We start from the raw sequence: 23,222 nt of genomic DNA on the forward strand, positions 1-23,222 counted from the left end.
GAAGACACCGAGGCCGAGATGCGACGATGAAGCAACCACGTCCCCGTCCGGAACTCCTGATGTTCCTCTTCCTGGCCCCGCTCGCGGCCCCCGCCGCGGCCGAGGAGGCCGTCGCCTGGTGCGACGTCCGCACGCTGACGATCGAGGGGCAGGCGTGGAAGGAGACCCACCTCAAGGCCCCTTTCGACAGGCTGCCGGCGAAGGCCGAGGGCGTGGTCCGGCCGCCGGTCTGGAACCTCTCGCGGGATTCGGCGGGGATCGCCGTCCGGTTCGTCACCGACGCGACCGAGATCCACGCGCGCTGGACGTTGACCAAGGGGGGCCTGGCGATGCCCCACATGCCCGCCACGGGCGTCAGCGGGCTCGACCTCTACGCGCGCGACGCCGCGGGGCGATGGCGCTGGGTCGCCGTCGGCCAGCCTTCGGAGAAGGCGAACACCAAGATGCTCGTGAAGGGGCTCGACTCCGCGACGCGCGAGTATCTGCTCTACCTGCCCCTCTACAACGGCGTGTCGGCGGTCGAGGTAGGGGTCCCGAACGGCGTCGAGATTCGCCCCGCCGATCCGCGCAAGCCGGAATCGGCGCGGCCGATCGTATTCTACGGGACGTCGATCACGCACGGCGGCTGCGCGTCGCGGCCGGGGATGGTGCACACGGCGATCCTCGGACGCTGGCTCGACCGGCCGGTGATCAACCTGGGTTTCAGCGGCAACGGCACGATGGACTCGTCGATCGCGGACCTGCTCGTCGAGATCGACGCCGCCGTCTATGTGATCGACTGCCTGCCGAACATGACCGCCGACATGATCGCCGAGCGCACCGGGCCTCTCGTGAAGACGCTCCGGAAAACGCGGCCCGAGGTCCCCATCCTCCTCGTCGAGGATCGCTCCTACACCGACTCGACCTTCCTGAAGGCCCATCGGGAGCGGAACGAGACCAGTCGCGCCGCATTGAAGAAGGCGTTCCGAACGCTCGTCGACGAGGGCATTCCCAACCTTCACTACCTGGAAGGCCCCGCCCAGCTCGGCGACGACGGCGAAGGGACGGTCGACGGATCGCACCCGACGGACCTGGGCTTCCAGAAGATGGCCGACGTGTTCACGCCCGCCGTCGAATCGGCGCTGAAGGCCTCCCCCGTGGGCCGCTGACCGCGCGGGGTCAGTTCATCGGCTGGTCGAACTTCGCCCGGCCCAGGGTCGGCTTGCAGAACTCCAGCAGCTTGAGGTCGCCGAGTTCTTCCTCGACCTCGTCGCGGCTGGGGTTCTGGAGCGAGACCCGGACCTCGTCGACCAGAAACTCGGTGAACTTGTCGCGGGCGCGGTGGAGGATCTGCCGGAGGTTGCCGGCCGACATCGGCTTGCCGATCCGCTGCGACAGCTCCTGCGCCAGCTCGGGCGAGCGCAGGGCTGGCCGGGCGAGGCGAAGCTTCATGACCTGCCAGAAGGGCTGGCCGGTGTTGCTCTCGTGCGCCCGAAGCGCGTCCCAGGCGCGGGCCATGAGGTCCTGGCGCCAGCTCCGCAGGAATTGCTCGTCGAAGTCGGCCAGGCCGTCGTCGCTGACGATCGCGGCCTCCATCGCCGTGTCGAGCTGGGAGACGACCTTCTTCTTGCGGAAGTGGTCGACCATCAGGTTGTGCACGGCGCGTTTCAAATAGTCGCGGAACCGGCCCCGGCTGGGATCGAACTGGCGGAACTTCCCTTCCAGGAACTTGACCGAGAACTCCTGGTTGAGGTCGCGGGCCACGTCGGGGTCGCCGACGACTTTCAGGAGATATCGGTGGACGGCACCGGAATAGCGAAGCATCAAGAGCTGTTTGGCCTTGTCAGCCTGCTCCGGGGTGCCATTCTGCGCCTGATAAAGCAGGGTCGTTTGGGTCAAAAGGTCGGAGAGCTTGGCTTTGGGATCGCCGGCTTCCACGGTCGTTCTCCTTGCCGCAAGTCGCTTGTCGGGAGAGAGATGGAGCACGCCGGTCGGTCGCTTCGGCGCGACTTCGGATCACAGGGCGGGCGTTCGATCGCGAAAATTCGGAACAAGATTGGAACGCATGGCCCCGAGCGGCGTATTGGCTAGTGAGGGGAGGGCGTCCAGACGACTCGTCCCTCTTCTCTATCATACAGACGGAGGCCGAACCATGAACAACCTGAGTCAGACCGCCCAACGCCGGAGTCGGGCCCTCGGTGATCATGGGGTCGCTTCGTCCCGCCCTCATCATCTTTTCCGCCGGCTGGCCGCCGCGGGGTCGTGGTTGCGGGAGGCGCGCCGATCGCTCGGCCGCCGGCTCGACGACGGCCTGCGGTCGGGCCTCGACGCGGCGGCGTCCTTCCTCGACCCCCCCGCCTCGAAGCGACGGCCGACCCTCGCGCCGATCGCGATCGACGCCTCGTCCGCGAAGATTCGGCGTTCGCGGGCGATCCACCGGAGATGAGCCGCCCGCCCACGGCGACCCAATCCATCAAAATATCGGCATTCTAACGCCATCGGGTGCGTGCCGGGAGTCGGCTCGTCCGTCCCCCCTCGCCCGCGATCCGCACGCCACGGGGCCGATCGGCCCGCCGGGGCCGCGTCGGATCAGGGGGGCGGCGCGCACCGACCGGCACGACGCGACCCACGACCGGATCGGGAAAGGACCTTGCACGCCATGATCTCCGCCGAACGCTTCCACAACGACGACCTCTCCGGCCTGGTGCTCCTCGAGCGTGCGGACGTCCGCGTCCTGACGCCCGAGGAGGAGCGGCGGATCTTGATGGAACTCGACGCCCATCGCCGCGTGCTGGCCGCGGGGGCCGAGGACCGTCGCCTCCCCGACGCCGCGCCCGACTTCGACGTCCAGGACTTCGTCCGGACTCTGCTGGCCGCCGGCCCGGCGACGAGCGACGAGGAGGCGGTGCTGCTGGCGACCGCCAAGTGCTACAACGCGACCCGGACGCGGCTGGCGATGGCCAACCTGCGGCTGGTCGCCCACGTCGCCCGCCGCTACCGCGACCGCGGCCTGTCGGCCTCCGACCTGCTCCAGGAGGGCTTCTGCGGCCTTCTCACGGCCATCGACCGCTACGACGTCTCCAACACGACGCGACTGGCCTCGTATGCGGTCTGGTGGATCCGCCAGTCCCTCCAGCGCGCCGTCGCCGCCGGGGTCTACCCGGTCCGGCTGAACCCGCGACACCTGCAGAAGCTCGCCGAGAGTTCGCACGAGGCCGAGGACCCGAATCGCAAGCCGGCCCGCCCTCGGTCCTCCTCGTCGGAGGCGACCCTGAAGCAGATCCATACGGCCACCCGGCCCGCCCTCTCGCTCGACGCCCCCATCGGCGACGCCGGCGGGTCGAGCCTCATGGACACGCTGTCCTATCCGTCTTCCGACGAGGCCGACGACCCCGATCAGGGCGAGCAGCTCGCGAGCCTGATCGACCAGCTCAAGCCTCGCGAACGGATGGTCCTCCAGCTCCGGTTCGGCCTGAACGGCCAGGAGAGTCGCTCGCTCAGCCAGGTCAGCCAGGTCCTCGACGTCTCCAAGGAGCGGATCCGCCAGATCCAGGACGCGGCCCTCGCCAAGCTCCGGGCCCTCGCCCGCCGCGACAGGAGCTGCTGCGAGGTCGGCTGAACGCTCGCCGGAATCCCGCCGCCCCGACCCCGCCCCGGTTCGCCGCCGGGCGGGGCCGGCGCCGGCGGCAGCCTTGTCGCCGATCGGGGGAGTTTTTATAGTGCTAGGGGCGAGACGAGCCGGGCGTGTGGGTTCGCCCAAGCACCGGGGGCGGTGCGATTTGAGTCGCGCGACGGGCGTCCCTTCCGGACGGCCGAGTCGAGCGGGACATGGGAGAGGAGATGGAGCGAGGGGAATCCACCACGCGCGTCGTGGTCCTGGGCTCGACGGGCTCGATCGGGCGCAGCGCACTCGACGTGATCGGGGCGGGCGGTCCCGCGCGACTCCAGGCGCACGGCCTGAGCGCCCACACCAACTGGCGGCGGCTGGCGGACCAGGCGTTGTCGGCCTCGCCCCGATTCGTCGCCATGACCGGCGAAGGCCCCGTGGCCGAGGCGCGGCAGGCCCTGCGGGGATCGGGCGTCGAGGTCCTCTCCGGCCGCGACGGCGTGCTGCGGATGGTCCAGGACGAGTCGACCGACCGCGTGCTCGCCGCCATCGTCGGGGCCGCCGGGCTGGAAGGGGCGTGGGCCGCTCTCGAGGCCGGCAAGACGGTGGCCCTGGCGAACAAGGAGACGCTCGTCGTCGCCGGCCCGCTCGTCATGGACCTGGCCCGCCGCCGCAACGCCCGGCTCCTCCCCGTCGACAGCGAGCACTCGGCCATCTTCCAGGCCCTCCAGGCCGGCGAGCGCCGCGAGGTCAAGCGGGTGATCCTGACCTCCTCGGGCGGCCCCTTCCGCGGCTTCACGCGGGCCCGGCTCCGCGAGGTCACGCCCGAGATGGCCCTGAAGCACCCGACCTGGAGCATGGGGCCCAAGATCTCGATCGACTCGGCCACGCTGATGAACAAGGCTCTTGAGATCATCGAGGCCCGCTGGCTTTTCGACCTGGAGCCCGACCAGATCGAGGTCGTGATCCACCCCGAGAGCACCATCCACTCGATGGTCGAGTTCGTCGACGGCAGCGTTCTCGCCCAGCTCTCGCCCCCCGACATGCGGCTTCCGATCCAGTACGCCCTCACCTATCCCGACCGCCACCCCTGCCCCGGCCCGCGGCTGGACCTGACCCGGCCCTCGGCCCTGAACTTCGAGCCCCCCGACCGCGAGACCTTCCCGGCGCTCGACCTGGCCTACGAGGTCATGAAGCGCGGGGGCACCGCCGGGGCGGCCCTGAACGCGGCCAACGAGGTCGCCGTGGGTCGCTTCCTGGACGGCGAGATCGGCTTCCTGGACATCCCCCGCGCCTGCCGCATGGCGCTCGACTATCACGAATTCGATCCCCGACCGACGCTCGACCGGCTCTGGAAGGTCGACGCCAAGGCCCGCCTGGAGGTGCAACGTTGGACACCGTGATCTGGCTCTGGAACATCGCGAAGGTCGCGCTCGGGCTGGGGTTCGTGATCTTCATCCATGAACTCGGCCACTTCCTCCTGGCGAAGTGGAACGGCGTCAAGGTCGAGAAATTCTCCATCGGCTTCGGCAAGACGATCTTCGGCTTCACCCGGGGCGAGACCGAGTACGTCCTGGCGGCCATCCCGCTGGGCGGCTTCGTCAAGATGCTCGGCGAGGGGGGCGAGGCCGGCGAGGGGATCCCCGACGCCGCGGCCGCCGGCGACCCTCGGGCGTTCAACAACAAGCCCGTCGGCGCACGGATGGCGATCATCTCGGCCGGCGTGATCATGAACCTGCTGCTCGGCATGGCCTGCTTCGCCTACGTCTTCGGCCGCGAACGCGAGGAGATCGAGGCCAAGGTCGGTCGCGTGGTGGCTGGCTCGCCGGCCTTCGAAGCAGGCCTCCGCGCCGGCGACGAGATCGAGGGGATCGACGGCCTCAAGGACGTCAGCTACAACGACCTCCAGCGGGCCGTCAGCCTGAGCACGCGGGGCCAGGTCATCCATTTCCAGGTCAAGCGCGAAGGGACCGACGCCCTCCTCGACCTGCCGGTCGAGCCCCGCCGCGACGCCAGTCGGGACCGGCCCACGATCGGCGTGATCTCGGGGGCCTCGCTCGAAGTCCTCGACTACCAGGCCCCCGCCGGAACCCCCGAGCCGGCGACGATCCCCTGGCCTCCCGAGTCGAGCGACCCCGACGTGCTCGCGATCGTCGCCGCCGGGCCCGCGGGCGAGGCCCCCGCCCCGGCGACCTCGAACGAGTGGTTCCAGCGAGTCTCGGCGAAGCACCGCGACAAGCCCCTGGACGTCGTCTTCCAGCGCAGGACGTTCGGCGGCAAGCCCGTCGAGGTCGCGTCGGGCGACCTTAAGGCCACGCTGCCGCCCAATCGCTTCGTCGATTTCGGCCTGCGCTTCGCCTTCGAGCCGATCCGGGCGATCCAGAAGGGATCGCCGGCCCAGGCCGCCGGCTTCAAGGTGGGCGACCGGATCGTCAAGGTCGACGGCCGCGACGACGTCGACCCGCTGCGGCTGCCGCTCGACTGCTTCGACCACGCCGGCTCGCCCATGACCTTCGAGGTGCAGCGGGCCGTCGACGGCAAGCCGGCCCCCGAGACCGTCGCCTTGACCGTCACCCCCGACGACGCGACGCCGAGCGAGGGCCTCCTGAAGCTCGAACCGGCCGAGGACCTCCTCATCCCCGGCCTGGGCGTCACCTTCCCGCTCCGGCCGGTGATCCAGTCCGTGGTGGCCGACTCCCCCGCCGCCAAGGCGGGGCTCAAGGCGGGCGACGTGATCGACGCGGTCACGATCCCCGCGACCCGGGGCCGGCCCCGCCGCGGGGCGGAGTCGGGCAAGGAGGTCTGGCTCGTGCCCCGCCCGCAGACCCTCAAATTCGACGACAAGTCGACCTCGTGGCCGTTCGTGTTCGCCAGCGTCCAGACGCTGCCCGTCCAGGCCCTCGGCTTCACGATCCACGGCCGCCAGGACCCCGTCTCGGTGCGGCCCGAGGTCGTCCACGACTGGTACAGCCCCGATCGCGGCCTCGACTTCATGCCGGCCTATCGCACCATGCCGCCGCTGGCGTTCGTCGCCGCCCTCAAGCAGGGGGTCACCGAGACGATCGACAAGGTCTCGATGATGTACGCGACGATCCGCAGCCTCGGCACCGGCCAGGTCAGCTTCAACCAGACGGCCGGGCCCATCGGCATCGGCCGGATCGCTTACGCGGCGGCCAAGTCGGGCCTGAGCGAGTTCCTGAACTTCCTGGGCTTCATCAGCATCAACCTGGCGGTCCTCAACTTCCTGCCGATCCCGCCCCTCGACGGCGGCCAGATGCTCTTCCTGATCGCCGAGAAGGTCCGCGGCCGCCCCCTGCCCGAGTCGGCCCTGATCGCCGGGACCTACCTGGGGCTGCTGCTCGTCCTCTTCCTGATGGTCTTCGCGACCTATCAGGACGTCTACCGGCTGCTCAAGGAGTTCTTCCTGTGATCGCCCCCCGGGGCGGAGGCGCGGGATGAGCCGGCTCGCCGGGCGCATCGCCGTCGTCGACGGGCTCCCGACGCTGACCGCCTGCGGCCTGCCCGTCGCCGAGGTCCTCCGCCTTCTGGAAGCGGGAGAGGAGCCGGCCGCGGTGGTCGGCTGCCATCCGCTCGATTTGGTGGCGGCCGTCTTCCACGCCCGCCTCGGCGACGACGGCTCGCTCGGGCCGAAGCTCGTGCAGTCCGAGCCCGACCGGCCCGGCCTGATCGCTGCGGTCACGGAGCCGGCGCTCTCCGGCGTCCTGCCTCGCGCGCCTCGCCCGGCCCGCCTGGCCCTTGCGGCCGGCCTGCTCCAGGTCCTGGACGCCTGGGAGGCCAGCCACGAGGCGGCCCAGGAGTCCGACGACCTGGGCGAGCGGGCCTTCTCCGCCTACTGGCACGGCGTCGCCCACCGCCGCGAGCCCGACGCCGGCAACGCCGCCTACTGGTTCCGCCGCGTCGGGCGGCATTCGCTCTTCCCCGCGCTCGCCGAGGCCGCCCGACCATTGCTCGACGCCTCCGGCGACCCGACGGCGAAGGCTCGGCTGCTCGGGGCCGACGGATGGGATCCCTCGGCGATGATCGACCTCTGCACGCGGGCCAGGCCCGGGACCGATCAGGAGACGCTGGCGCGACGCCTGCAACGGCTGGAGATGGCGTTGCTGCTCGGGGCGACCGCCGACGCCGTCGTCGCCTGACCTTGGGGCGATTGACGCGGCCCCGGGTGGGGTTTAAGATCCCAACTCCCCCCATCCCCGAGGTCGACAGCGATCCTGGAGCGTGTCAGCCATGGCCCCCGAGAATCCCAGCGGCGGCGGTTCGATCAAGAGCGTCCTTCACGAGACCCGGGTCTTCCCGCCCCCCGCCGACTTCGCCAAGGACGCCGGGATCAAGAGCCTCGACGAGTATCAGGCGCTCTGGGACCGGGCCAAGGACGATCCCGAGGCCTTCTGGGCCGAGCAGGCCGCCTCGCTCGACTGGTTCCAGACCTGGGACCGCGTTCTCGACTGGAACCCCCCGTTCGCCCAGTGGTTCGTCGGCGGCAAGCTCAACGCGTCGTACAACTGCGTCGACCGCCACTGCAAGGGCCCGGACAGGAACAAGGCCGCGCTGATCTTCGAAGGCGAGCCCGGCGACCGCCGCGTGCTCCGCTATCAGGACCTGCTCCGCGAGGTCAGCAAGTTCGCCAACGTCCTGAAGGGCCTGGGCGTGAAGAAGGGGGACGTCGTCGCCCTCTACCTGCCGATGATCCCCGAACTGGTGATCGCCGCCCTGGCCTGCGCCCGGATCGGGGCCCCGCACACGGTCGTCTTCGGCGGCTTCAGCGCCGAGGCCCTGTCGGGGAGGATCCAGGACTGCAAGGCGAAGGTCCTGGTGACGGCCGACGGCGGCTGGCGGCGCGGCAAGGTGGTGCCGCTGAAGGTCAACGCCGACGGCGCGGCGGCCCTCTGCCCCACGCTCAAGAGCGTCGTCGTCTACAAGCGGACCGGCCACGACGTCGACTGGACGCCGGGCCGCGACCACTGGTGGCACGAGCTCGAGGCGAACGTCTCGGCCGATTGCCCCGCCGAGCCGCTCGACAGCGAGCACCCGCTGTTCATCCTCTACACCTCGGGCTCGACGGGCAAGCCGAAGGGGATCCTGCACACCACCGGCGGCTACCTGCTGCAGGCGAGCCTGAGCACGAAGTGGGTCTTCGACCTCAAGCCCGACGACACCTACTGGTGCACGGCCGACGTCGGCTGGGTCACGGGCCATTCCTACCTGACCTACGGCCCGCTCGCCCAGGGGGCCACCTGCGTCATGTACGAGGGCGCCCCCAACTGGCCCGACGAGGCCCGGTTCTGGAAGATCATCGAGGATTACCGGGTCTCCATCCTCTATACCGCTCCCACGGCCATCCGCGCCTTCATGAAGTGGGGCGAGCAGCACCCCAAGAAGCACGACCTGTCGAGCCTGCGGCTGCTGGGCTCGGTGGGCGAGCCGATCAACCCCGAAGCATGGATGTGGTACCATGAGGTCATCGGCGGCGGCCGCTGCCCGATCGTCGACACCTGGTGGCAGACCGAGACCGGCGCGATCATGATCTCCCCCCTCCCAGGAGCGACGCCCACCATCCCCGGCTCGGCGACCCGCCCGCTCCCCGGGATCATCCCCGCCATCGTCACCAAGGACGGCGTCCCGGTAGGCGAGAACGAGGGCGGATTCCTGGTGATCACCCGGCCCTGGCCGTCGATGCTCCGTACCATCTTCGGCGACGACGAACGCTACAAGGCCCAGTACTGGAGCGACGTGCCGGGCAACTACTTCACCGGCGACGGCGCCCGCCGCGACGAGCATGGCAACTACTGGATCCTGGGCCGGGTCGACGACGTCCTCAACGTGGCGGGGCACAGGCTCTCGACCATGGAGATCGAGAGCGCGCTGGTGAGCCATGCGGCCGTCGCCGAGGCCGCCGTCGTCGGCAAGCCCGACGAGATCAAGGGCCAGGGGATCTCGTGTTTCGTGACCCTCGAATCGCACCACGCCCCCAGCGAGAAGCTCCGGCAGGAGCTTCGCGCCCACGTCGCCAAGGAGATCGGCGCGCTCGCCCGCCCCGACGAGATCCACTTCACCGAATCGCTGCCCAAGACCCGCAGCGGCAAGATCATGCGTCGCCTGCTCCGCGACGTCGCCGCCGGGGTCGAGAGCACCGGCGACACCTCCACCCTCGAAGACGTCGGCGTCCTCGCCCTGCTGCGGCGAGGGGGTCAGCAAGAGGAAGAATGATCGACCGGCGAGCGGCCGGGCTCTCGCCCTCACGCCGAATCGGCCGTGAGGAGGGACCCCGGGCCGTTCGTCAGGACCCGTATTCCTTGAGCTTGCGATACAGGGTCCGCTCGCCGATCCCCAGGAGCTTGGCCGCCTCCTCGCGGTTGCCGGCCGTGAGCTTGAGGGTCTCGGTGATGTAGTGCTTTTCGATATCCTCGAGCGACTTGCCGACGAACGAGTCGACCCCCTCGTGGGCGTCGACGACCGTTCCCGTCGCGCCCGATTGCAGGTCCTCGGTCAGGTCGTCGACGTCGACGACGCCGTCGAAGTCGATGACGACCATGCTCTCGACGACGTTCTTCAGCTCGCGGACGTTCCCCGGCCACGAATACTGGCGGAGCAGCTTCCGCGCGGCGAGCGTGATCGAGGAGATCTTCTTGCCGTGCGTGACGGTGTATTCTTTGAGGAAGTGGTCGATCAGCAGGTCGATATCCTCGCGACGCTCGCGCAGGGGGGGCAGCTTCACGCTGACAACCTTCAGCCGGTGGTAGAGGTCCTGCCGGAAGGCGCCCGACGCGATGGCCTCGGCCAGGTCGCGGTTGGTCGCCGAGACGAGCCGGACGTTGACCCGGATGGGCTCGTTCGTGCCCACGCGGACGATCTCGCCGTTCTCCAGGGTCCTCAGCAGCTTGACCTGGGTGCCGAGCGGGATGTCGCCGACCTCGTCGAGGAAGAGCGTGCCGCCGTTGGCGTGCTCGAACCACCCCTTGCGCTCGCGGTCGGCCCCGGTGAACGAGCCCTTCACGTGGCCGAACAGCTCGCTCTCGAGGATGTTGTCGCTGAGCGCCGCGCAGTTGAGGGCGACGAACGGCTTGTAGCGGCGGGGGCTGTTGTTGTGCAGCGCCTTGGCCACCAGCTCCTTGCCCGTGCCGCTCTCGCCGGTGATGAGGACCGAGGCCGAGGTGGGCGCGATCTGGCGGAGGCGGGCGACGACCGTGTGCATGGCCGCCGAGCTGCCGACGACCCCCTCGAAGCCGAACTTCTCGTTGAGCTGGCGCTGCAGCTCGATGTTGGAGCGGGCGAGCCGCTGCGACTGCGACGCCTTGTCGACGACCGTGCGCAGCTCGCCGATGTCGAGGGGCTTGGTCAGGTAGGTCGTGGCGCCGGCCTGCATGGCCGTGACGGCGGTCTTGATCGTGCCGTGGCCGGTGAGGATGACGACCTCGGCGTCGGGCAGCTCGCGCTTGGCCTTGGCGAGGATCTCCAGGCCGCCGACGCCGTCCATGATCAGGTCGCTGATAATGATGTCGAAGCTCTGCTCCTCGATCAGCCGCAGCCCCTCGCGGCCGCTGGTGGCCACGACGCACTCGTAGCCGACGCGCGCCAGGCTCTCGGCCACGGCCTCGGCGTGGGGCTCGTCGTCGTCGACCACCAGGACGCGGATCTGCTGGTCCATCGTTCCTACTCGACTCTCCGAGGGGGGCGGGGCTAGGAGGCCGCGGGCTGGGAACGATCGGCCCGCCGCGACGTGGGCGTGGGCGCCGGCAGGCGGATCGAGAATCGGGAGCCCTTCTCGGGCACGCTCTGGACCTCGATCGAGCCGCCGTGGGCCTCGACGATGTTCCGCGTGGTGGGGAGGCCGAGGCCGGTCCCCCCCTTGCGCGTGGAGTAGAAGGGGTCGAAGATCCTGGACCGGACGTCCTCGGCCATGCCGCAGCCGGTGTCGATCACGTCGAGCACCACGAAAGGCCCGTCGCGACGGGTGGTCAGGATCAGCTCGCCCCCCTCGGGCATGGCGTGCTCGGCGTTGAGCATCAGGTTGAGCACGGCCTGCTTGAACGCGTCGGCGTCGATCGCCACCCCGGGCAGGTCGGGGGCGAAGTGGGTCCGGACGACCACGCCCCGGGTCGACGCCTGGGGCTCGTAGAAGTCGCACATCTCCTCGACGACCGCGTTGAAGTCGGTCGGGGCCGGCTTCAGGTCCTGGAGCCGGGCGAACCGCAGGAAATTCTCCAGGATGTCCTGCAGCCGCTTGGTCTCGTGCTTGAGACGGCCGATGCGGGCCCCCGCGCGGCGCTCCCGCGGAGTCTCGGCGTCCTGGAAGTCCTCGGCGAGCAGGTCGAGGTTGAGCGAGAGCGTCGACAGCGGGTTGCGGATCTCGTGGGCCAGGCCGCCGGCCAGTTGCGCGATCTGGGCGTTCTGCTCGCGGAGGCGGCGGGCGAGGTCGAGGTCGGCCGGTGTCGGGTCGAGGTCGGGAGGAAGGTCCGCGGCGGGGAGGGGCCGAGCGGCCGCCTCGGCGGCGTGCGACGGGCCGAGGGCTGTTCCGGCGAGTGGTTGGGCCATGGTCTCGATGCGTCGGTTCCGGGGCGAAGGGACGATCCAGGGCCGCGCGGGGAGCTTCCTGGAGACGCCCCGGCGGCGAGGCCCGGGCGTCTCCAGGAATTCGTAGCGTTGCAGCGGGCTCAGCGCGGGCCGCGAGGACCGCGGTCGCCGCCACCGCCGCCGTAGCCGCGACCACCGCCGCCGCCAGGGCCGCCGCCTTCAGGACGACGCGGCGGCGGGCCGCCGGGGCCGCCGCCGTTGCCGGGGGGGCGATCCGAGGCGCCCGCGGGTCGGGGCCGGTTCGCGAACTCGTCGGGAAGCCCGCGCTCGGCGAGGGCCGCCTTGCGCGAGAGCTTGACGCGGTCCTGGTCGTCGACGGCGATCACCTTGACGAGCATGGTGTCGCCGACGCGGCAGATGTCGGTGACGTTGGTGACGTAGCCGCCCGACAGCTCGGTGACGTGGACCAGGCCGTCTTTGCCGGGCAGGATCTCGACGAACGCGCCGAACTCCTTGATGGAGGAGACGCGGCCTTCGTAGATCCGGCCGACCTGCACGCCCTCGGTCATGGCGAGGATCTTGTCGCGGGCGGCCTCGGCGCCGGCGGCCTCGATGCTCGCCAGGGTCACGACGCCGCTGTCGTCGATGTCGATCTTGGCGCCCGTCTCGTCCTGCAGGCGGCGGATCGTCTTGCCGCCGGGGCCGATCAGGAGGCCGATCTTGTCGGGGTTGATCTGGATCTGGATCAGCCGCGGCGCGTTCGAGGAGATCTCCTCGCGGGGCCGCTTGATCGAGCGGAGCATCGCCCGGAGGATCTCCAGCCGGGCCTCGTGGGCCTGGTCGAGGGTCTCGCGGATGATCTCCTCGGTGATCCCCTGGTTCTTGAGATCGAGCTGGATGCCCGTCACGCCGCGCTGGGTGCCGGCGACCTTGAAGTCCATGTCGCCGTAGTGGTCCTCGTCGCCGATGATGTCGGTCAGGAGGACGTGGCGGCCGGTGGCGTCGTCCTGGACGAGGCCGATGGAGATGCCGCCGACCGGGTCGCTGATCGGGACGCCGGCGTCCATCAGGCTGAGGGTGGCGCCGCACACCGAGGCCATCGAGCTAGAGCCGTTGGATTCGAGGATGTCCGACACGCAGCGGATCGTGTACGGGAAGTTCGCGGGCGTGGGCAGGATCGTGGCGACCGAGCGTTCGGCCAGGGCGCCGTGGCCGATCTCGCGACGGCCGGGCCCCCGGATGGGCCGGATCTCGCCGACCGCGAACGGCGGCATGTTGTAGTCCAGCATGAACTTCTTGTGGTACTCGTCCATGATGCCGTCGACCCGCTGCTCGTCGGCGCCGGTGCCGAGCACCGTGGTGACGAGGGCCTGGGTCTCGCCCCGCTGGAAGATCGCCGAGCCGTGGGCCCGGGGCAGGACGCCGACCTCGCACTTGATGGCGCGGAGGTCGCGGGGACCGCGGCCGTCGGGCCGCTTGCCGCTGAGGATCAGCTCGCGGACGACGACTTCCTCGACCGCGTGGAAGACGCCCTTGATCCGCTCCTTGGTGACGGCGCTGGGGACGTCGGCGTCGGTGCCGGGGCCGCCGGGGGCCAGCTTGACCGCCTCGCCGCCGGCGGGGATCAGGTCGGCGACGATGCTCTCGAGGATCGACTTGACGGTCGCGTTCCGCTCCTGCTTCAGGACGACCTGCTTGGCCTCGCGGAGGCGGGCCCCGTAACGCTCGAGGAGGAGGGCCTTGAGGGCGTCGGGCGGGGCCGGCTTGTACTCGTACGGCTCGACGCCGGCGGCCTCCAGCAATTCGAACTGGAGGGCGATGAGGTCCTGATTGATCCGGTGGGCCTCGATGATGGCGTCGGCCATCTCGGGCTCGGGCAGCTCCTCGCCGAAGCCTTCGATCATGACGACGGCCTTGGCCGTGCTGGCGACGACCAGGTCGAGGTCACTGGCGGCGACCTCCTCGGCCGTCGGGAAGGCGATCAGCTTGCCTTCGACCCGGGCCAGGCGGACCGCGCCGATGGGGCCGCGGAACGGGGCCCGGGCGAGCATCAGGGCGGCCGAGGCGCCGAGGATCGAGATGACGTCGGGATCGTTCTGGCGGTCGGCGGAGATCGGTCCGGCCTGGATCTGGACCTCGTCGCGGTACCACTCGGGGAAGAGCGGCCGGATGGGCCGGTCGATCAGCCGGGCGGTGAGGATCTCCTTGGTACTCGGCCGCCCCTCGCGCTTGATGAAGCCGCCGGGGAACTTGCCGGCCGCGTAGGTCTTCTCGCGGTAGTCGACGGTGAGCGGGAAGAAGTCCAGGCCTTCGCGGCCCGGGCCGGCCATGGCGGTCACCAGCGACATGGTGTCGCCGATTCGGACGACGACCGCGCCGGAGGCCTGCTTGGCGAAACGTCCCGTCTCGATGCTGATGGTGCGATCGCCGATGGTGCGTTCGACGACCTTACGGGAAAAAGGCGAGATTGACATGCATGTTACCTGGATGAGACACGAAGTTGTGGGGCGTGGCGATGGTCGCGGAACACGCCGCGAGGCCGGGAAGTTCGAGTGTCCGCCGCCACCGGGCCCACGCTCGCGGGCGTGGAACGCCGACGGCGCGCGACCTAAAGTGAAAAAGGCCGAGCCCCGCGGAGGGTCGGCCGTCTCGCTCGGGCTGGCATTCGGCCGATCGCGACGGGCCGACGCGGGCTTGCAGCCGCGAAGGGATCGTCGCACGCCGGTCGTCGATGACGACGATCCGGCGAAGCTTGGACGGAACCGGTCGTCCCGGAGGGCGGCGCGGCGCTCCCCTTCGCCTTACTTGCGGATGCCCAGGCGGCTGATCACCTCGAGATACTTCTTCCGGTCGTGGAGCCGCAGATACTTGAGCAGGCCTGACCGCTTGGACACCATCATCAGCAGCCCGCGGCGACTGGCGTGGTCCTTGCTATGCGTCTTGAAATGATCGGTCAGATCGTTGATCCGGGCCGTCAGGAGGGCGATTTGCACCTCCGGCGAGCCCGTGTCGTGATCGGCCCGGCTAAAAGACCCGATCAGTTCCTGCTTCTTCTCCTTCGTGATCGCCATCGCTCGCCCCAAAGCTCCGGCCTTCGCGTTGAAAGCCGATCTTGTGAAACCCTCTACACTTCAAGTGAACCACAATAGGCGAACCCGGGTCGGAATACAATCCCTTCCCCGACGTTTCCCGGGGTGGTTCGATCCGCGCGTTCGCCTCGGACCGTGCCATCGTCAGCGTCGATTCTCGTGCATGGCTTCGAGGCCCGCCCCCCAGGTGAACGTATGCCAGGCGCGTCCCCAGCGCGACTGGACCGAGACGCCGGTCGGCCCCAGCCTCGGGATCGAGGCGACGACCACCAGGATCGCCGCGGCCAGCCAGACGGCCTTGAGCCGACCCGCCCCCGCCATCACGACGTGGTCGGGCGTCGCCGTCGCGGAGCCGGGACGCAGCATGCATCCGAGCGCCAGCAGGCAGCCTACGGCGGTTGCGGCCAGGCCCGCCGCGAACCCCGCGGGGGCGTACCGGAAGACGATTCGATGGCTCCCGGGCTTCACGAAGACGGCCCGGAACGCCACGTAGGCCGGGACGATCGCGGCGGGCTCGCCGTCGACGGTCGCCGACCAGCCGGGGTCGAACGTGTCGGCCAGGACGAGATACGCCGGGGTCTCGGCCGACACCGAGACGACGACCTCCTCGGGCAGGTCGGTCTCGATCTTCGCCGTCCCCGCGACCCGGGCGTCGGCGTCGAGCGGACGTGCGGGGTCTTCCACGACGAGCCGCTCCTGGACTTCGGGGCCCAGGCGCGTGAGGGTCTCGACCGCCTCCTCTCGCCCCTCGGCGTAGGCCGGCCGGCCGGCGAGCCGGGCGCGGGGGAGCGCGTTGGGATTGACGTGCAGGAAGGCGTCGCCGACCGGCTCGTTGGGGACGAACGTCGAGCGGAGGGTCCGGCCCGTGACGACGTGGCTGACGCTGTCGAGGTCGAATCGGCCGGCCCGGTACTGGGCGTGGTCGAAGTAGTCGAGGATCCGCCGCGGGATCATCGGCGTCTCGCCTTTCGACGAGGCCAGGCCCCAGGCGGCCGGCAGGCTCCAGTCGAGGGCGTCGCGCGCCCGGAAGAAGTCGATCGGCTCCGAGGCGTATCCCGGCTCGCCCGCGCTCCGGTCGCCCTTGCCGAAAACCCGGATGAACGTCGGGTCGGCCTTGAGGCGTTGCACGCTCTCGGGCGGCGACGTCCAGTACGACGGCGGCACGGTCACCGGGTCGACCTCGTGGGCCCCCAGCAGGTCCATAAAGACCAGGACCGGCAGCGCCGCGGCGAGTCGGGCGCGGCGGACCGGGTTCTGCGCCGCCGCGGCCGCCCGCGCGAGCATCAGGCCGGCGACGAGCAGGACGCCGGTGCGGATCGCCCCCACGCCCAGCTCGCGGCCCAGCCAGCGGTAGCGGTCGATGTGGTACGGGGTCGTCCATCGCCGGGGATCGGTCCACACGGGCGAGTAGACGTAGGCGAGGATCGGCAGCGACGCAATCATCACCACGGCCACGAAGACCATCGCCGCGCGGAGGCTCACCAGTCCCGGCCGCTGAAGTCGCTCGACGCCCACGGCCGCGAGCGCGGCGACGCCCAGGGAGACCCAGAGGTGCAGCCGAACCGGCTCGCGCGAGCTGCCGGCGATGGGGATCCGATTCGCGTAGTCGAACAGGAAGGTGAACCGGCCGAGCATCAGCAACGCGCCGGTGATCGTCAGCAACACGAAACCGGTCGTCCACCGATCGCGTCCTCCCGGACCCGCAGCGCCCACGACCGCCAGCGCGAGGCCGAGCAGGCCCAGGTACGCGTTCATCTCGTGGTAGGGGTAGAAGCCGTCCATCCAGTCGGTGTCGCGGGCGCGGGTGCCGTAGGCCTCGCGGAGGGCCAGCGTCGGCAGCAGCTCGGGACTCCACGAGCCGTAGGTCAGCTCGTCGTACGACAGGCCGCCGGCGCGGGGCGAGCGGTCGAGCAGCTCCTTCGACGGGATCCACTGCACGGCCGAGATCAGGACGCCCAGTGCGACGAGGCCGAACGTCCGCGTCAGCACGGTCCGGGCCTCGGCACGGGTCGACGACGTGCAGGCCCGGAAGAGGCCGTAGAGGCCGACGATCCCCGAGCAGAGGATGACGTCCTGGAGGTGTCCTGCGAAGACCTGGCAGGCGAGGGCGAACCCGCCCAGAGCGACGCCCCGCCACCGTCCCGATCCCCACGACCATTCCAGCGCCCAGACCACGAACGGCACACTCGCCAGCGCGTTGATCATGCTGGTGTGGACGAGGTGCGCCCAGGTGAACCCCCCCGCGCCGAAGAGGGCCGCTCCGGTCAGCGCCGCGGCCGGCCCGACGTGCCTGCGCAGCCAGCCGTACGTCCCCGCGCCGGCGAGCCAGATGGAGAAGACCGTGTCGAAATTGAAGGCCTTCCAGGTCTCCATCCAGGGATAAAAAAGGTACTTGAGCGGGTGGAGATAGCCCGCCTGGCTCTCGCTGAACAGGGGCATCCCGCAGTATAGCCAGGGGCACCAGCGCGAAAACCGGCCCGCCTTCAGCTCCTCGGCGAAGAAGTGCCGGTACGGGTAGTTGATCTCGCTGACGTCGAAGTAGAAGAACGCGCCCCGGAGGAACACGGCCTCGCGGAAGACCCAGCAGAGTCCTGCCGTCCAGACGGCCAGCGCGACGAGGTCGCGCGTCCCCCAGGTCGGGGGCTCGAACCAGCTCGAATCGGCCTCGACGAGCGTCCCTTCGGGTTGCGACACGAAACGTCCTCGATGCGGATTCGAGAGGGGCTCAACGGGGGCGGATCGGCCACGTCGCGATCGTCGTCCCCCGCTCGCGGAGGAGCACCCGGCCGCCTTCGCCGAGCGCCTGCTGCAGGAGCCGCTGGTCCTCGGGGGTCGATCGGACGACCAGGGTCGTCGGCCGACCGCCGGGAAGGTCGCGCGACCATTCGGGGAATCGGTTCGGGTAGATCGGGTGCGGCACGCCGCGAAGCGGCCGACGGCTCAGGAACGCCAGGCGGTAGGCGTCCCAGTAACCCGCCGTGAAGTCGGCGACCGCGGGATGCTCGTCCAGCCAGCGGTGCGCCGGGTCGTCGACCGTCCGCCGCACGACCGTCCCTCGCTCGTCGATCCACCCCAGACGACGATACCACGCCGAGGCGTCGAGCGTGAACGCGAGCCCGAAGGCGATCGCGATTCCCAGAGCCGCCGCGAGCCCTCCCGTCGACTTCCTCGCCAGCGAGTCGAGAGCGAGCCCGAACCCCAGCGCCCAGGGGATCAGCAGCAGGACCAGGTACCGATAGTTGTCGGCGTTGAAGATGTTCCGGTTCACTACGAACGCGGTCAAGATCGCCGCCGAGGTCGTCAGCAGCCCCAACGCGACCGTCCTCCCCGCGATCGTCCCGGCCCGCACGACCTTCGCGGCCAGGGTCGCGAACGCCACCAGGAAGAGCACGAGGCCCAGGAAGGTCGTCACGACGTCGACCGCGTCAATCTGCCTGCGACCCCCCGCACGCCGGACCGGCGCCCCGCCGCCGAGGAAGGCCGGGTCGGGGTCGGCTTCGAGGCCCGGCAGGCGATGTCCGGCCACGAGCCGCGGCAGGCAGTCGAGGCCCAGGATCCGGGTATGCTCTTTCAGCAAGGCGGGGTCGAGGCTCCATGCGAACTGCTCGTTGTAGGCGTCGTGGGGCTCGATCCACCGGCCGATCGGCCGGGGGGCGGAGCCGATCGCCAGGCCGGCGGAGAGCAAGAGCCCGCAGACGAGGGCCGAACGCCACGTCCCGGAACCACGGCAGGCCACGGCGGCGAACAGGCCGGCGACGATCAAGCCGACGAGCGTCATCAGGAACATCGAGTCGTGCCACAGCCCCAGCCCGCACCAGAGGCCCAGCAGGAAGGCCCTGCCCCGCCCTCCTCGGGCGACGAACCAGGCCAGCAGCGCCCAGGCCCCCGCGCTCCAGGCCGCGGCGAGCATGTGGCCGCCGGTGATCCGGCCGGTGAGCCAGATCGTCCCCGTCGACGCGAAGGCCAGCGGTACGAGGCTGCAGCCCGCGACCCCCGGCCCATGGACGGCCCAGGCCGTCGCGAAGACGCCCGCGATCAGCAAGGCGTAGGCGAACGTCCCGCCCGCGACGAGCGTCGACGGGGACGCCCCCCAGACCTTCGCAGGGACGTAACTCAGGAGCACGGCCCCGGTCCCCATGTAGGGCGTTCCGGGATAATGCCATCGCCAATGGCCGTCGACCGCGTCGCGGAGCGTCAGCCCGTCGACCGCCAGGTCGCTGTCCAGGTGCACCGGCGCATTCGCGACCAGCGGGAGCCGCACGACCACGCTCCACCCGAGCGCGACGAGGAGGGCCAGCAGCGCGAGCACTTCCGGTCGTTTCACGCGAAGACGTCCGACACCAGGCAGCGGAACCCGCGAAGCTCGGGGAAGTTCTCAAGGACGTCGCCGTCGTTCAGCACGACCGGCGGCGACTCGGCGTCGCGATAGATCGCGATCGACCGCTTCTTGGGGTAGACGATCCAGACGACGAGCGTGCCCGCGTTCAGGTATTCAGCAACCTTTTCGAGGATCTCGCCTCGCCGATTGCTCGGCGAGACGACTTCGACGGCCAGGTCGGGGGCGATGGGCGGGATGGTGACGAACGTCGTTGGCTTGGGCCACCGGGCATTGCTGAAGAAGACGAAGTCGGCGCCACGGACGGTGTCGGGGCTTCGCTGGGTTTGCACCGCGGAGTCGTTCGTCGCGGCGTGTCCATATCCCGTCCGGCGCTGATACTCCCAGAAGAGCCCGGACAGGTTATAGCAGATCGATCCGTGTCCGTAGCCAGGCGGCGGGGTCACGAGAACCACCTCTCCCCGCACGAGTTCGTGGGGGCCTTCCCCCAGGTCGGCCCGCATGAACTCCTCGGCGGTCATCAGGCGTGCGGCGGGTGCGGTCGCCATCGTTCCCTCCGGTCCTCAGACGGCCCCGGCCATGGCTTCGAGCTGGACGACGGAGCGGTTCTGCTCCTTCGCCAGGTAGTCGCGGCCGTACTTGATGTGGATGTGGTCCCAGGGCAGGACCTCGTCGACGGGCCGCTCGCGCTGGCTGTAGGCGGCGACGTCGATCCCCAGGTCCTCGAAGGTCCGCCACCAGAGCGAGGCGTTGAAGTACTCGCTCCAGGCGTCGAGCCGGGCCCCGCGGCGCCAGGCCTCCTCCATGGCGGCGGCGACGCGGCGGTCGCCGCGGGTGAGGATGCCTTCGAGCATGCTGCGCTCAATGTCGTGGGCCTTGACCGTGACCGAGCGGAGCCGGACCTGCGACTTGAGGTACTTGTGGGCCCAGTGGAAGTACTCGCGGTCCTTCATCCCGTTCCACTGGTACGGCGTGTGGGGCTTGGGGACGAAGTTCGAGACGCTCGCGGTGACGTCGGCGAAGCGGCCGGTGACGTCCTTGCCGATCCGGGCGATGGTCTCGGCCATCTCGATGATCCCGTCCAGGTCGGCGGGCCGCTCGCCGGGGAGGCCGCACATGAAGTAGAGCTTGACCCGCCGCCACCCTCGGCGGAACGCCTCGGCGCAGCCGTCGTAGAGGTCGCGGTTGTCGATCGGCTTGCGGATCTGGGCCCGCATGTCGTCGCGGGCCACCTCGGGGGCCAGGGTCAGGCCGCTGCGGCGGCCTTCCTGCAGGAGTGCGGGGATCTTCTTCAGGGTCTCGGTGATCCGAAGGCTGGGGAGCGAGATCTTGACCCCCAGCGGCGTGAAGACCTCGCTCATCCGTGTAACGAGGTTCTCGAAGTCCGGGTAGTCGCTGGACGAGAGCGACAGCAGGCTGATCTCGTCGTAGCCGGTGTTGCGGTACGACTCCAGCGCCGCGGCGACGATCGTCTCGACGGTCCGGTAGCGCAGGGGCCGCTTGATGACGGTGCTCTGGCAGAACCGGCACTGCCAGGGGCAGCCGCGCATGATCTCGATGGCGATCCGGTCGTGGGCGGTCTCGACGAACGGGACGACCGGCCTCGTCGGCAGGGGCGTCCCTTCCAGGTCCTGGATGACGCAAGGGCGGATGCCGGCGGGGACGTCGTCGCGGGTCGGCCGGATCTCCAAAATCGTGCCGTCCTCGGCGTAGATCGGCTGGTAGAACCGCGGCACGTAGGCCCAGTTCACCGACCCGGCGATCTTCGCCAGCTTCTCCTCGCGAGACAGACCGGAATCCCTCATCGCCCGCCACTGCTCGCAGACGACGGGCAGGCTGGGCTCGCCGTCGCCCATGACGAACAGGTCGACGTAGGGGGCGAGCAGCTCCGGGTTCTGGCCGCCCGGGCCGCCTGCGATGACCAGGGGGTCGTCGGCGTCGCGGTCCTCGGCGTGGAGCGGGATCCGGCCCATGTCGAGGATCGTCAGGACGTTCGTGTACGAGATCTCGTACTGGAGCGAGAAGCCGACGACGTCGAACTGGTCGAGCGGGGTGAACGTCTCCAGGCCGTAGAGCGGCAGGCCCTCGGCCCGCATCGCGGCCTCGAAGTCGGGCAACGGGGCGAAGACCCGCTCGCAGGCCCAGCCCCGGTCGTTCATCAGGCTGTAAAGGACCTGCAGCCCGTGGTGGCTCATGCCCAGCGAGTACGTGTCGGGGAAGGCGAGGCAGACCGTCCCGACGACCGTCGCATGGTCCTTGGCGACGCTGTTCAGCTCACCGCCGACGTACTGGGCCGGCGTCCGGACCCGCGTGAGGACCCGGGCGACGACGGCGTCCTTGAGTTCCTGATTCAGCATCGGCGCGGGCTCCCGCGAGAGGTTCGTCGAATGGCCGGAACCGCTTGGTCGCGCGACGAGGGCGTGGGATTCGGGTCGTTCGCGAGCCAGGTCGAAGGCCGGCGTCCCCGGCCTCGGGCCGGCGACGGGTCATGGTCATGAATCTTAACCGCGACCCCGCCCGCTGAACAGCCGGCGCGAGGCGTTCGCCCGCCGTCTCGGCCGAACGACTATAATGAAGAGGACGTCCCCCCCTCCGGAGGTTTCGAGAAACGCCGTCATGGACCGCCCGAAAGTCGCACTCACCATGGGAGACGTCGCCGGCGTCGGCCCCGAGCTGATCGCGAGGGCCTGGAGCGACCCCGCCCTGCACGCCCTCTGCGCCCCCCTGGTCGTCGGCAGCGTCGCCGTCCTCCGCCGGGCCCTGGCCCTCGGCGCCGTCGCCAGCCCCGCCCGGATCCAGCCGATCGCCCGCCCCGAAGAGGCCGATCCTTCGCCCCTGCTGGTCCCCTGCCTGGAACCCCCGGGCGCGACGGACGTCTCCGGGGTCGAGCCCCGGGCGGTCGACGCCCGCGCCGGCCGGGGCGCGTACGAATACCTGGTCCACGCCATCGACCTGGCGCTGGCCCATCGGGTCGATGCGATCATGACCCTGCCGCTCAACAAGGAGGCCCTGAGCCGGGCCGGAGTCCACCACCCGGGTCACACGGAGATCCTCGCCGAGCGCTGCGGGACGCCCGACCATGCGATGATGCTCTATCTGCCCGCCGAGGCCCCGCCGGCCGATCCCAACGCCGCCCCGGGCCTGGGGGTCGTCCACGTCACGCTCCACATGGCGCTCCGGGACGTCTTCGCCGCAATCACGATCGATTCGGTCGCGGCCAAGATCCGCCTCGCCGACCGGGCGCTGCGGCCGTTGACGGAGGGGCGGCGGCCGCGCATCGCCCTGGCCTCGCTCAACCCCCACGCGGGCGAGAACGGCCTCTTCGGCGACGAGGAGATCACGACCATCCGGCCCGCCGTCGCCCTGACGAAGGCCGAGGGCCTCGACGTTTCGGGCCCGTTCCCCAACGACACCCTCTTCAAGGAGGCCCTCTCGGGGACCTTCGACGCCGTCGTGGCGATGTATCACGACCAGGGGCACATCGCCCTCAAGACGGTCGGCTTCTCGCGCGGGGTGAACATCACGCTCGGCCTGCCGATCGTCCGGACGAGCGTGGCGCACGGCACGGCGTTCGACATCGCCTGGGAGGGGCTGGCCGACCCCTCGAGCCTGATCGAGGCCGTCCGCGCGGCCTCGCGGATGGTCCTCTGGAACCGGCGAGCCGCGTCGTCGCCGTGAC

16 protein-coding genes are annotated in these 23,222 nt (G+C 70.1%); 7 read left to right on the forward strand and 9 right to left on the reverse strand.

Annotated elements, in window-relative coordinates; translation table 11 throughout:
• Positions 1–26 precede the first annotated feature (26 nt).
• Positions 27–1,148, forward strand: coding sequence for an SGNH/GDSL hydrolase family protein (locus tag PZE19_RS18620; RefSeq protein WP_277862136.1), 1,122 nt, complete (start codon positions 27–29; stop codon positions 1,146–1,148).
• A gap of 10 nt (positions 1,149–1,158) precedes the next feature.
• Here PZE19_RS18620 and PZE19_RS18625 read toward each other — a convergent pair whose 3' ends face one another.
• Positions 1,159–1,917: an RNA polymerase sigma factor gene (locus tag PZE19_RS18625; RefSeq protein ID WP_277862137.1), complete on the reverse strand. Its 759-nt coding sequence runs from the start codon at positions 1,915–1,917 to the stop codon at positions 1,159–1,161.
• Positions 1,918–2,638: 721 nt separating this feature from the next.
• Between PZE19_RS18625 and PZE19_RS18630 the strand changes: the two genes are divergently transcribed.
• The 5 genes from PZE19_RS18630 (at position 2,639) to acs (ending at position 9,814) form a co-directional block, all read left to right on the forward strand.
• Positions 2,639–3,598 carry a sigma-70 family RNA polymerase sigma factor gene (locus PZE19_RS18630; protein ID WP_277862138.1) on the forward strand — a complete coding sequence of 320 codons (960 nt, stop codon included), beginning with the start codon at positions 2,639–2,641 and terminating at the stop codon, positions 3,596–3,598.
• 209 nt (positions 3,599–3,807) lie between these two features.
• Entirely contained in the window at positions 3,808–4,989 is a 1,182-nt protein-coding gene (gene dxr, locus PZE19_RS18635) for a 1-deoxy-D-xylulose-5-phosphate reductoisomerase (RefSeq protein WP_277862139.1), read from the forward strand.
• On the forward strand, positions 4,986–7,016 hold the full coding sequence (locus PZE19_RS18640; RefSeq protein WP_277864365.1) for a site-2 protease family protein: 2,031 nt from the start codon (positions 4,986–4,988) through the stop codon (positions 7,014–7,016). The genes dxr and PZE19_RS18640 overlap by 4 nt, the downstream gene beginning before the upstream one ends.
• 25 nt (positions 7,017–7,041) lie before the next feature.
• Positions 7,042–7,743 (forward strand): hypothetical protein, encoded by a 702-nt coding sequence (locus tag PZE19_RS18645; protein ID WP_277862140.1) that lies wholly within the window; start codon positions 7,042–7,044, stop codon positions 7,741–7,743.
• A 91-nt stretch (positions 7,744–7,834) separates the two neighbouring features.
• Positions 7,835–9,814, forward strand: a complete 1,980-nt coding sequence (acs, locus tag PZE19_RS18650; RefSeq protein ID WP_277862141.1) for an acetate--CoA ligase — start codon at positions 7,835–7,837, stop codon at positions 9,812–9,814.
• 70 nt (positions 9,815–9,884) lie between these two features.
• Here acs and PZE19_RS18655 read toward each other — a convergent pair whose 3' ends face one another.
• The 8 genes from PZE19_RS18655 to PZE19_RS18690 form a co-directional block, all read right to left on the reverse strand.
• A complete protein-coding gene (locus PZE19_RS18655) occupies positions 9,885–11,252 on the reverse strand; it encodes a sigma-54-dependent transcriptional regulator (RefSeq protein WP_277862142.1) in 1,368 nt (455 codons plus the stop codon).
• Between the two features lie 32 nt (positions 11,253–11,284).
• Positions 11,285–12,139, reverse strand: coding sequence for a two-component system sensor histidine kinase NtrB (locus tag PZE19_RS18660; protein WP_277862143.1), 855 nt, complete (start codon positions 12,137–12,139; stop codon positions 11,285–11,287).
• A 119-nt stretch (positions 12,140–12,258) separates the two neighbouring features.
• On the reverse strand, positions 12,259–14,592 hold the full coding sequence (gene pnp, locus PZE19_RS18665; protein WP_277862144.1) for a polyribonucleotide nucleotidyltransferase: 2,334 nt from the start codon (positions 14,590–14,592) through the stop codon (positions 12,259–12,261).
• Between the two features lie 327 nt (positions 14,593–14,919).
• Positions 14,920–15,189 (reverse strand): 30S ribosomal protein S15, encoded by a 270-nt coding sequence (gene rpsO / locus PZE19_RS18670; RefSeq protein WP_277862145.1) that lies wholly within the window; start codon positions 15,187–15,189, stop codon positions 14,920–14,922.
• A gap of 162 nt (positions 15,190–15,351) precedes the next feature.
• Positions 15,352–17,901, reverse strand: a complete 2,550-nt coding sequence (locus tag PZE19_RS33050; protein WP_277862146.1) for a YfhO family protein — start codon at positions 17,899–17,901, stop codon at positions 15,352–15,354.
• 31 nt (positions 17,902–17,932) lie between these two features.
• Positions 17,933–19,531: a hypothetical protein gene (locus PZE19_RS18680; protein WP_277862147.1), complete on the reverse strand. Its 1,599-nt coding sequence runs from the start codon at positions 19,529–19,531 to the stop codon at positions 17,933–17,935.
• Positions 19,528–20,091: a Uma2 family endonuclease gene (locus tag PZE19_RS18685; protein ID WP_277862148.1), complete on the reverse strand. Its 564-nt coding sequence runs from the start codon at positions 20,089–20,091 to the stop codon at positions 19,528–19,530. The genes PZE19_RS18680 and PZE19_RS18685 overlap by 4 nt, the downstream gene beginning before the upstream one ends.
• A 15-nt stretch (positions 20,092–20,106) precedes the next feature.
• Positions 20,107–21,900: a TIGR03960 family B12-binding radical SAM protein gene (locus PZE19_RS18690; protein ID WP_277862149.1), complete on the reverse strand. Its 1,794-nt coding sequence runs from the start codon at positions 21,898–21,900 to the stop codon at positions 20,107–20,109.
• 259 nt (positions 21,901–22,159) lie between these two features.
• Here PZE19_RS18690 and pdxA point away from each other — a divergent pair, with 259 nt between their 5' ends.
• Positions 22,160–23,221 carry a 4-hydroxythreonine-4-phosphate dehydrogenase PdxA gene (pdxA, locus tag PZE19_RS18695; RefSeq protein ID WP_277862150.1) on the forward strand — a complete coding sequence of 354 codons (1,062 nt, stop codon included), beginning with the start codon at positions 22,160–22,162 and terminating at the stop codon, positions 23,219–23,221.
• The last annotated feature ends 1 nt before the right edge of the window (position 23,222 follow it).

It is taken from the genome of Paludisphaera mucosa, assembly GCF_029589435.1.
Taxonomy (GTDB): domain Bacteria; phylum Planctomycetota; class Planctomycetia; order Isosphaerales; family Isosphaeraceae; genus Paludisphaera; species Paludisphaera mucosa.

Excerpts from the sequence above, each read along its gene's own strand:
- PZE19_RS18620 (WP_277862136.1), top strand. The coding sequence starts at position 27 with ATGAAGCAACCACGTCCCCGTCCGGAACTCCTGATGTTCCTCTTCCTG.
- PZE19_RS18630 (WP_277862138.1), top strand. The coding sequence starts at position 2,639 with ATGATCTCCGCCGAACGCTTCCACAACGACGACCTCTCCGGCCTGGTG.
- dxr (WP_277862139.1), top strand. The coding sequence starts at position 3,808 with ATGGGAGAGGAGATGGAGCGAGGGGAATCCACCACGCGCGTCGTGGTC.
- PZE19_RS18645 (WP_277862140.1), top strand. The coding sequence starts at position 7,042 with ATGAGCCGGCTCGCCGGGCGCATCGCCGTCGTCGACGGGCTCCCGACG.
- acs (WP_277862141.1), top strand. The coding sequence starts at position 7,835 with ATGGCCCCCGAGAATCCCAGCGGCGGCGGTTCGATCAAGAGCGTCCTT.
- PZE19_RS18655 (WP_277862142.1), bottom strand. The coding sequence starts at position 11,252 with ATGGACCAGCAGATCCGCGTCCTGGTGGTCGACGACGACGAGCCCCAC.
- PZE19_RS18660 (WP_277862143.1), bottom strand. The coding sequence starts at position 12,139 with ATGGCCCAACCACTCGCCGGAACAGCCCTCGGCCCGTCGCACGCCGCC.
- pnp (WP_277862144.1), bottom strand. The coding sequence starts at position 14,592 with ATGTCAATCTCGCCTTTTTCCCGTAAGGTCGTCGAACGCACCATCGGC.
- rpsO (WP_277862145.1), bottom strand. The coding sequence starts at position 15,189 with ATGGCGATCACGAAGGAGAAGAAGCAGGAACTGATCGGGTCTTTTAGC.
- PZE19_RS18685 (WP_277862148.1), bottom strand. The coding sequence starts at position 20,091 with ATGGCGACCGCACCCGCCGCACGCCTGATGACCGCCGAGGAGTTCATG.
- PZE19_RS18690 (WP_277862149.1), bottom strand. The coding sequence starts at position 21,900 with ATGCTGAATCAGGAACTCAAGGACGCCGTCGTCGCCCGGGTCCTCACG.
- pdxA (WP_277862150.1), top strand. The coding sequence starts at position 22,160 with ATGGACCGCCCGAAAGTCGCACTCACCATGGGAGACGTCGCCGGCGTC.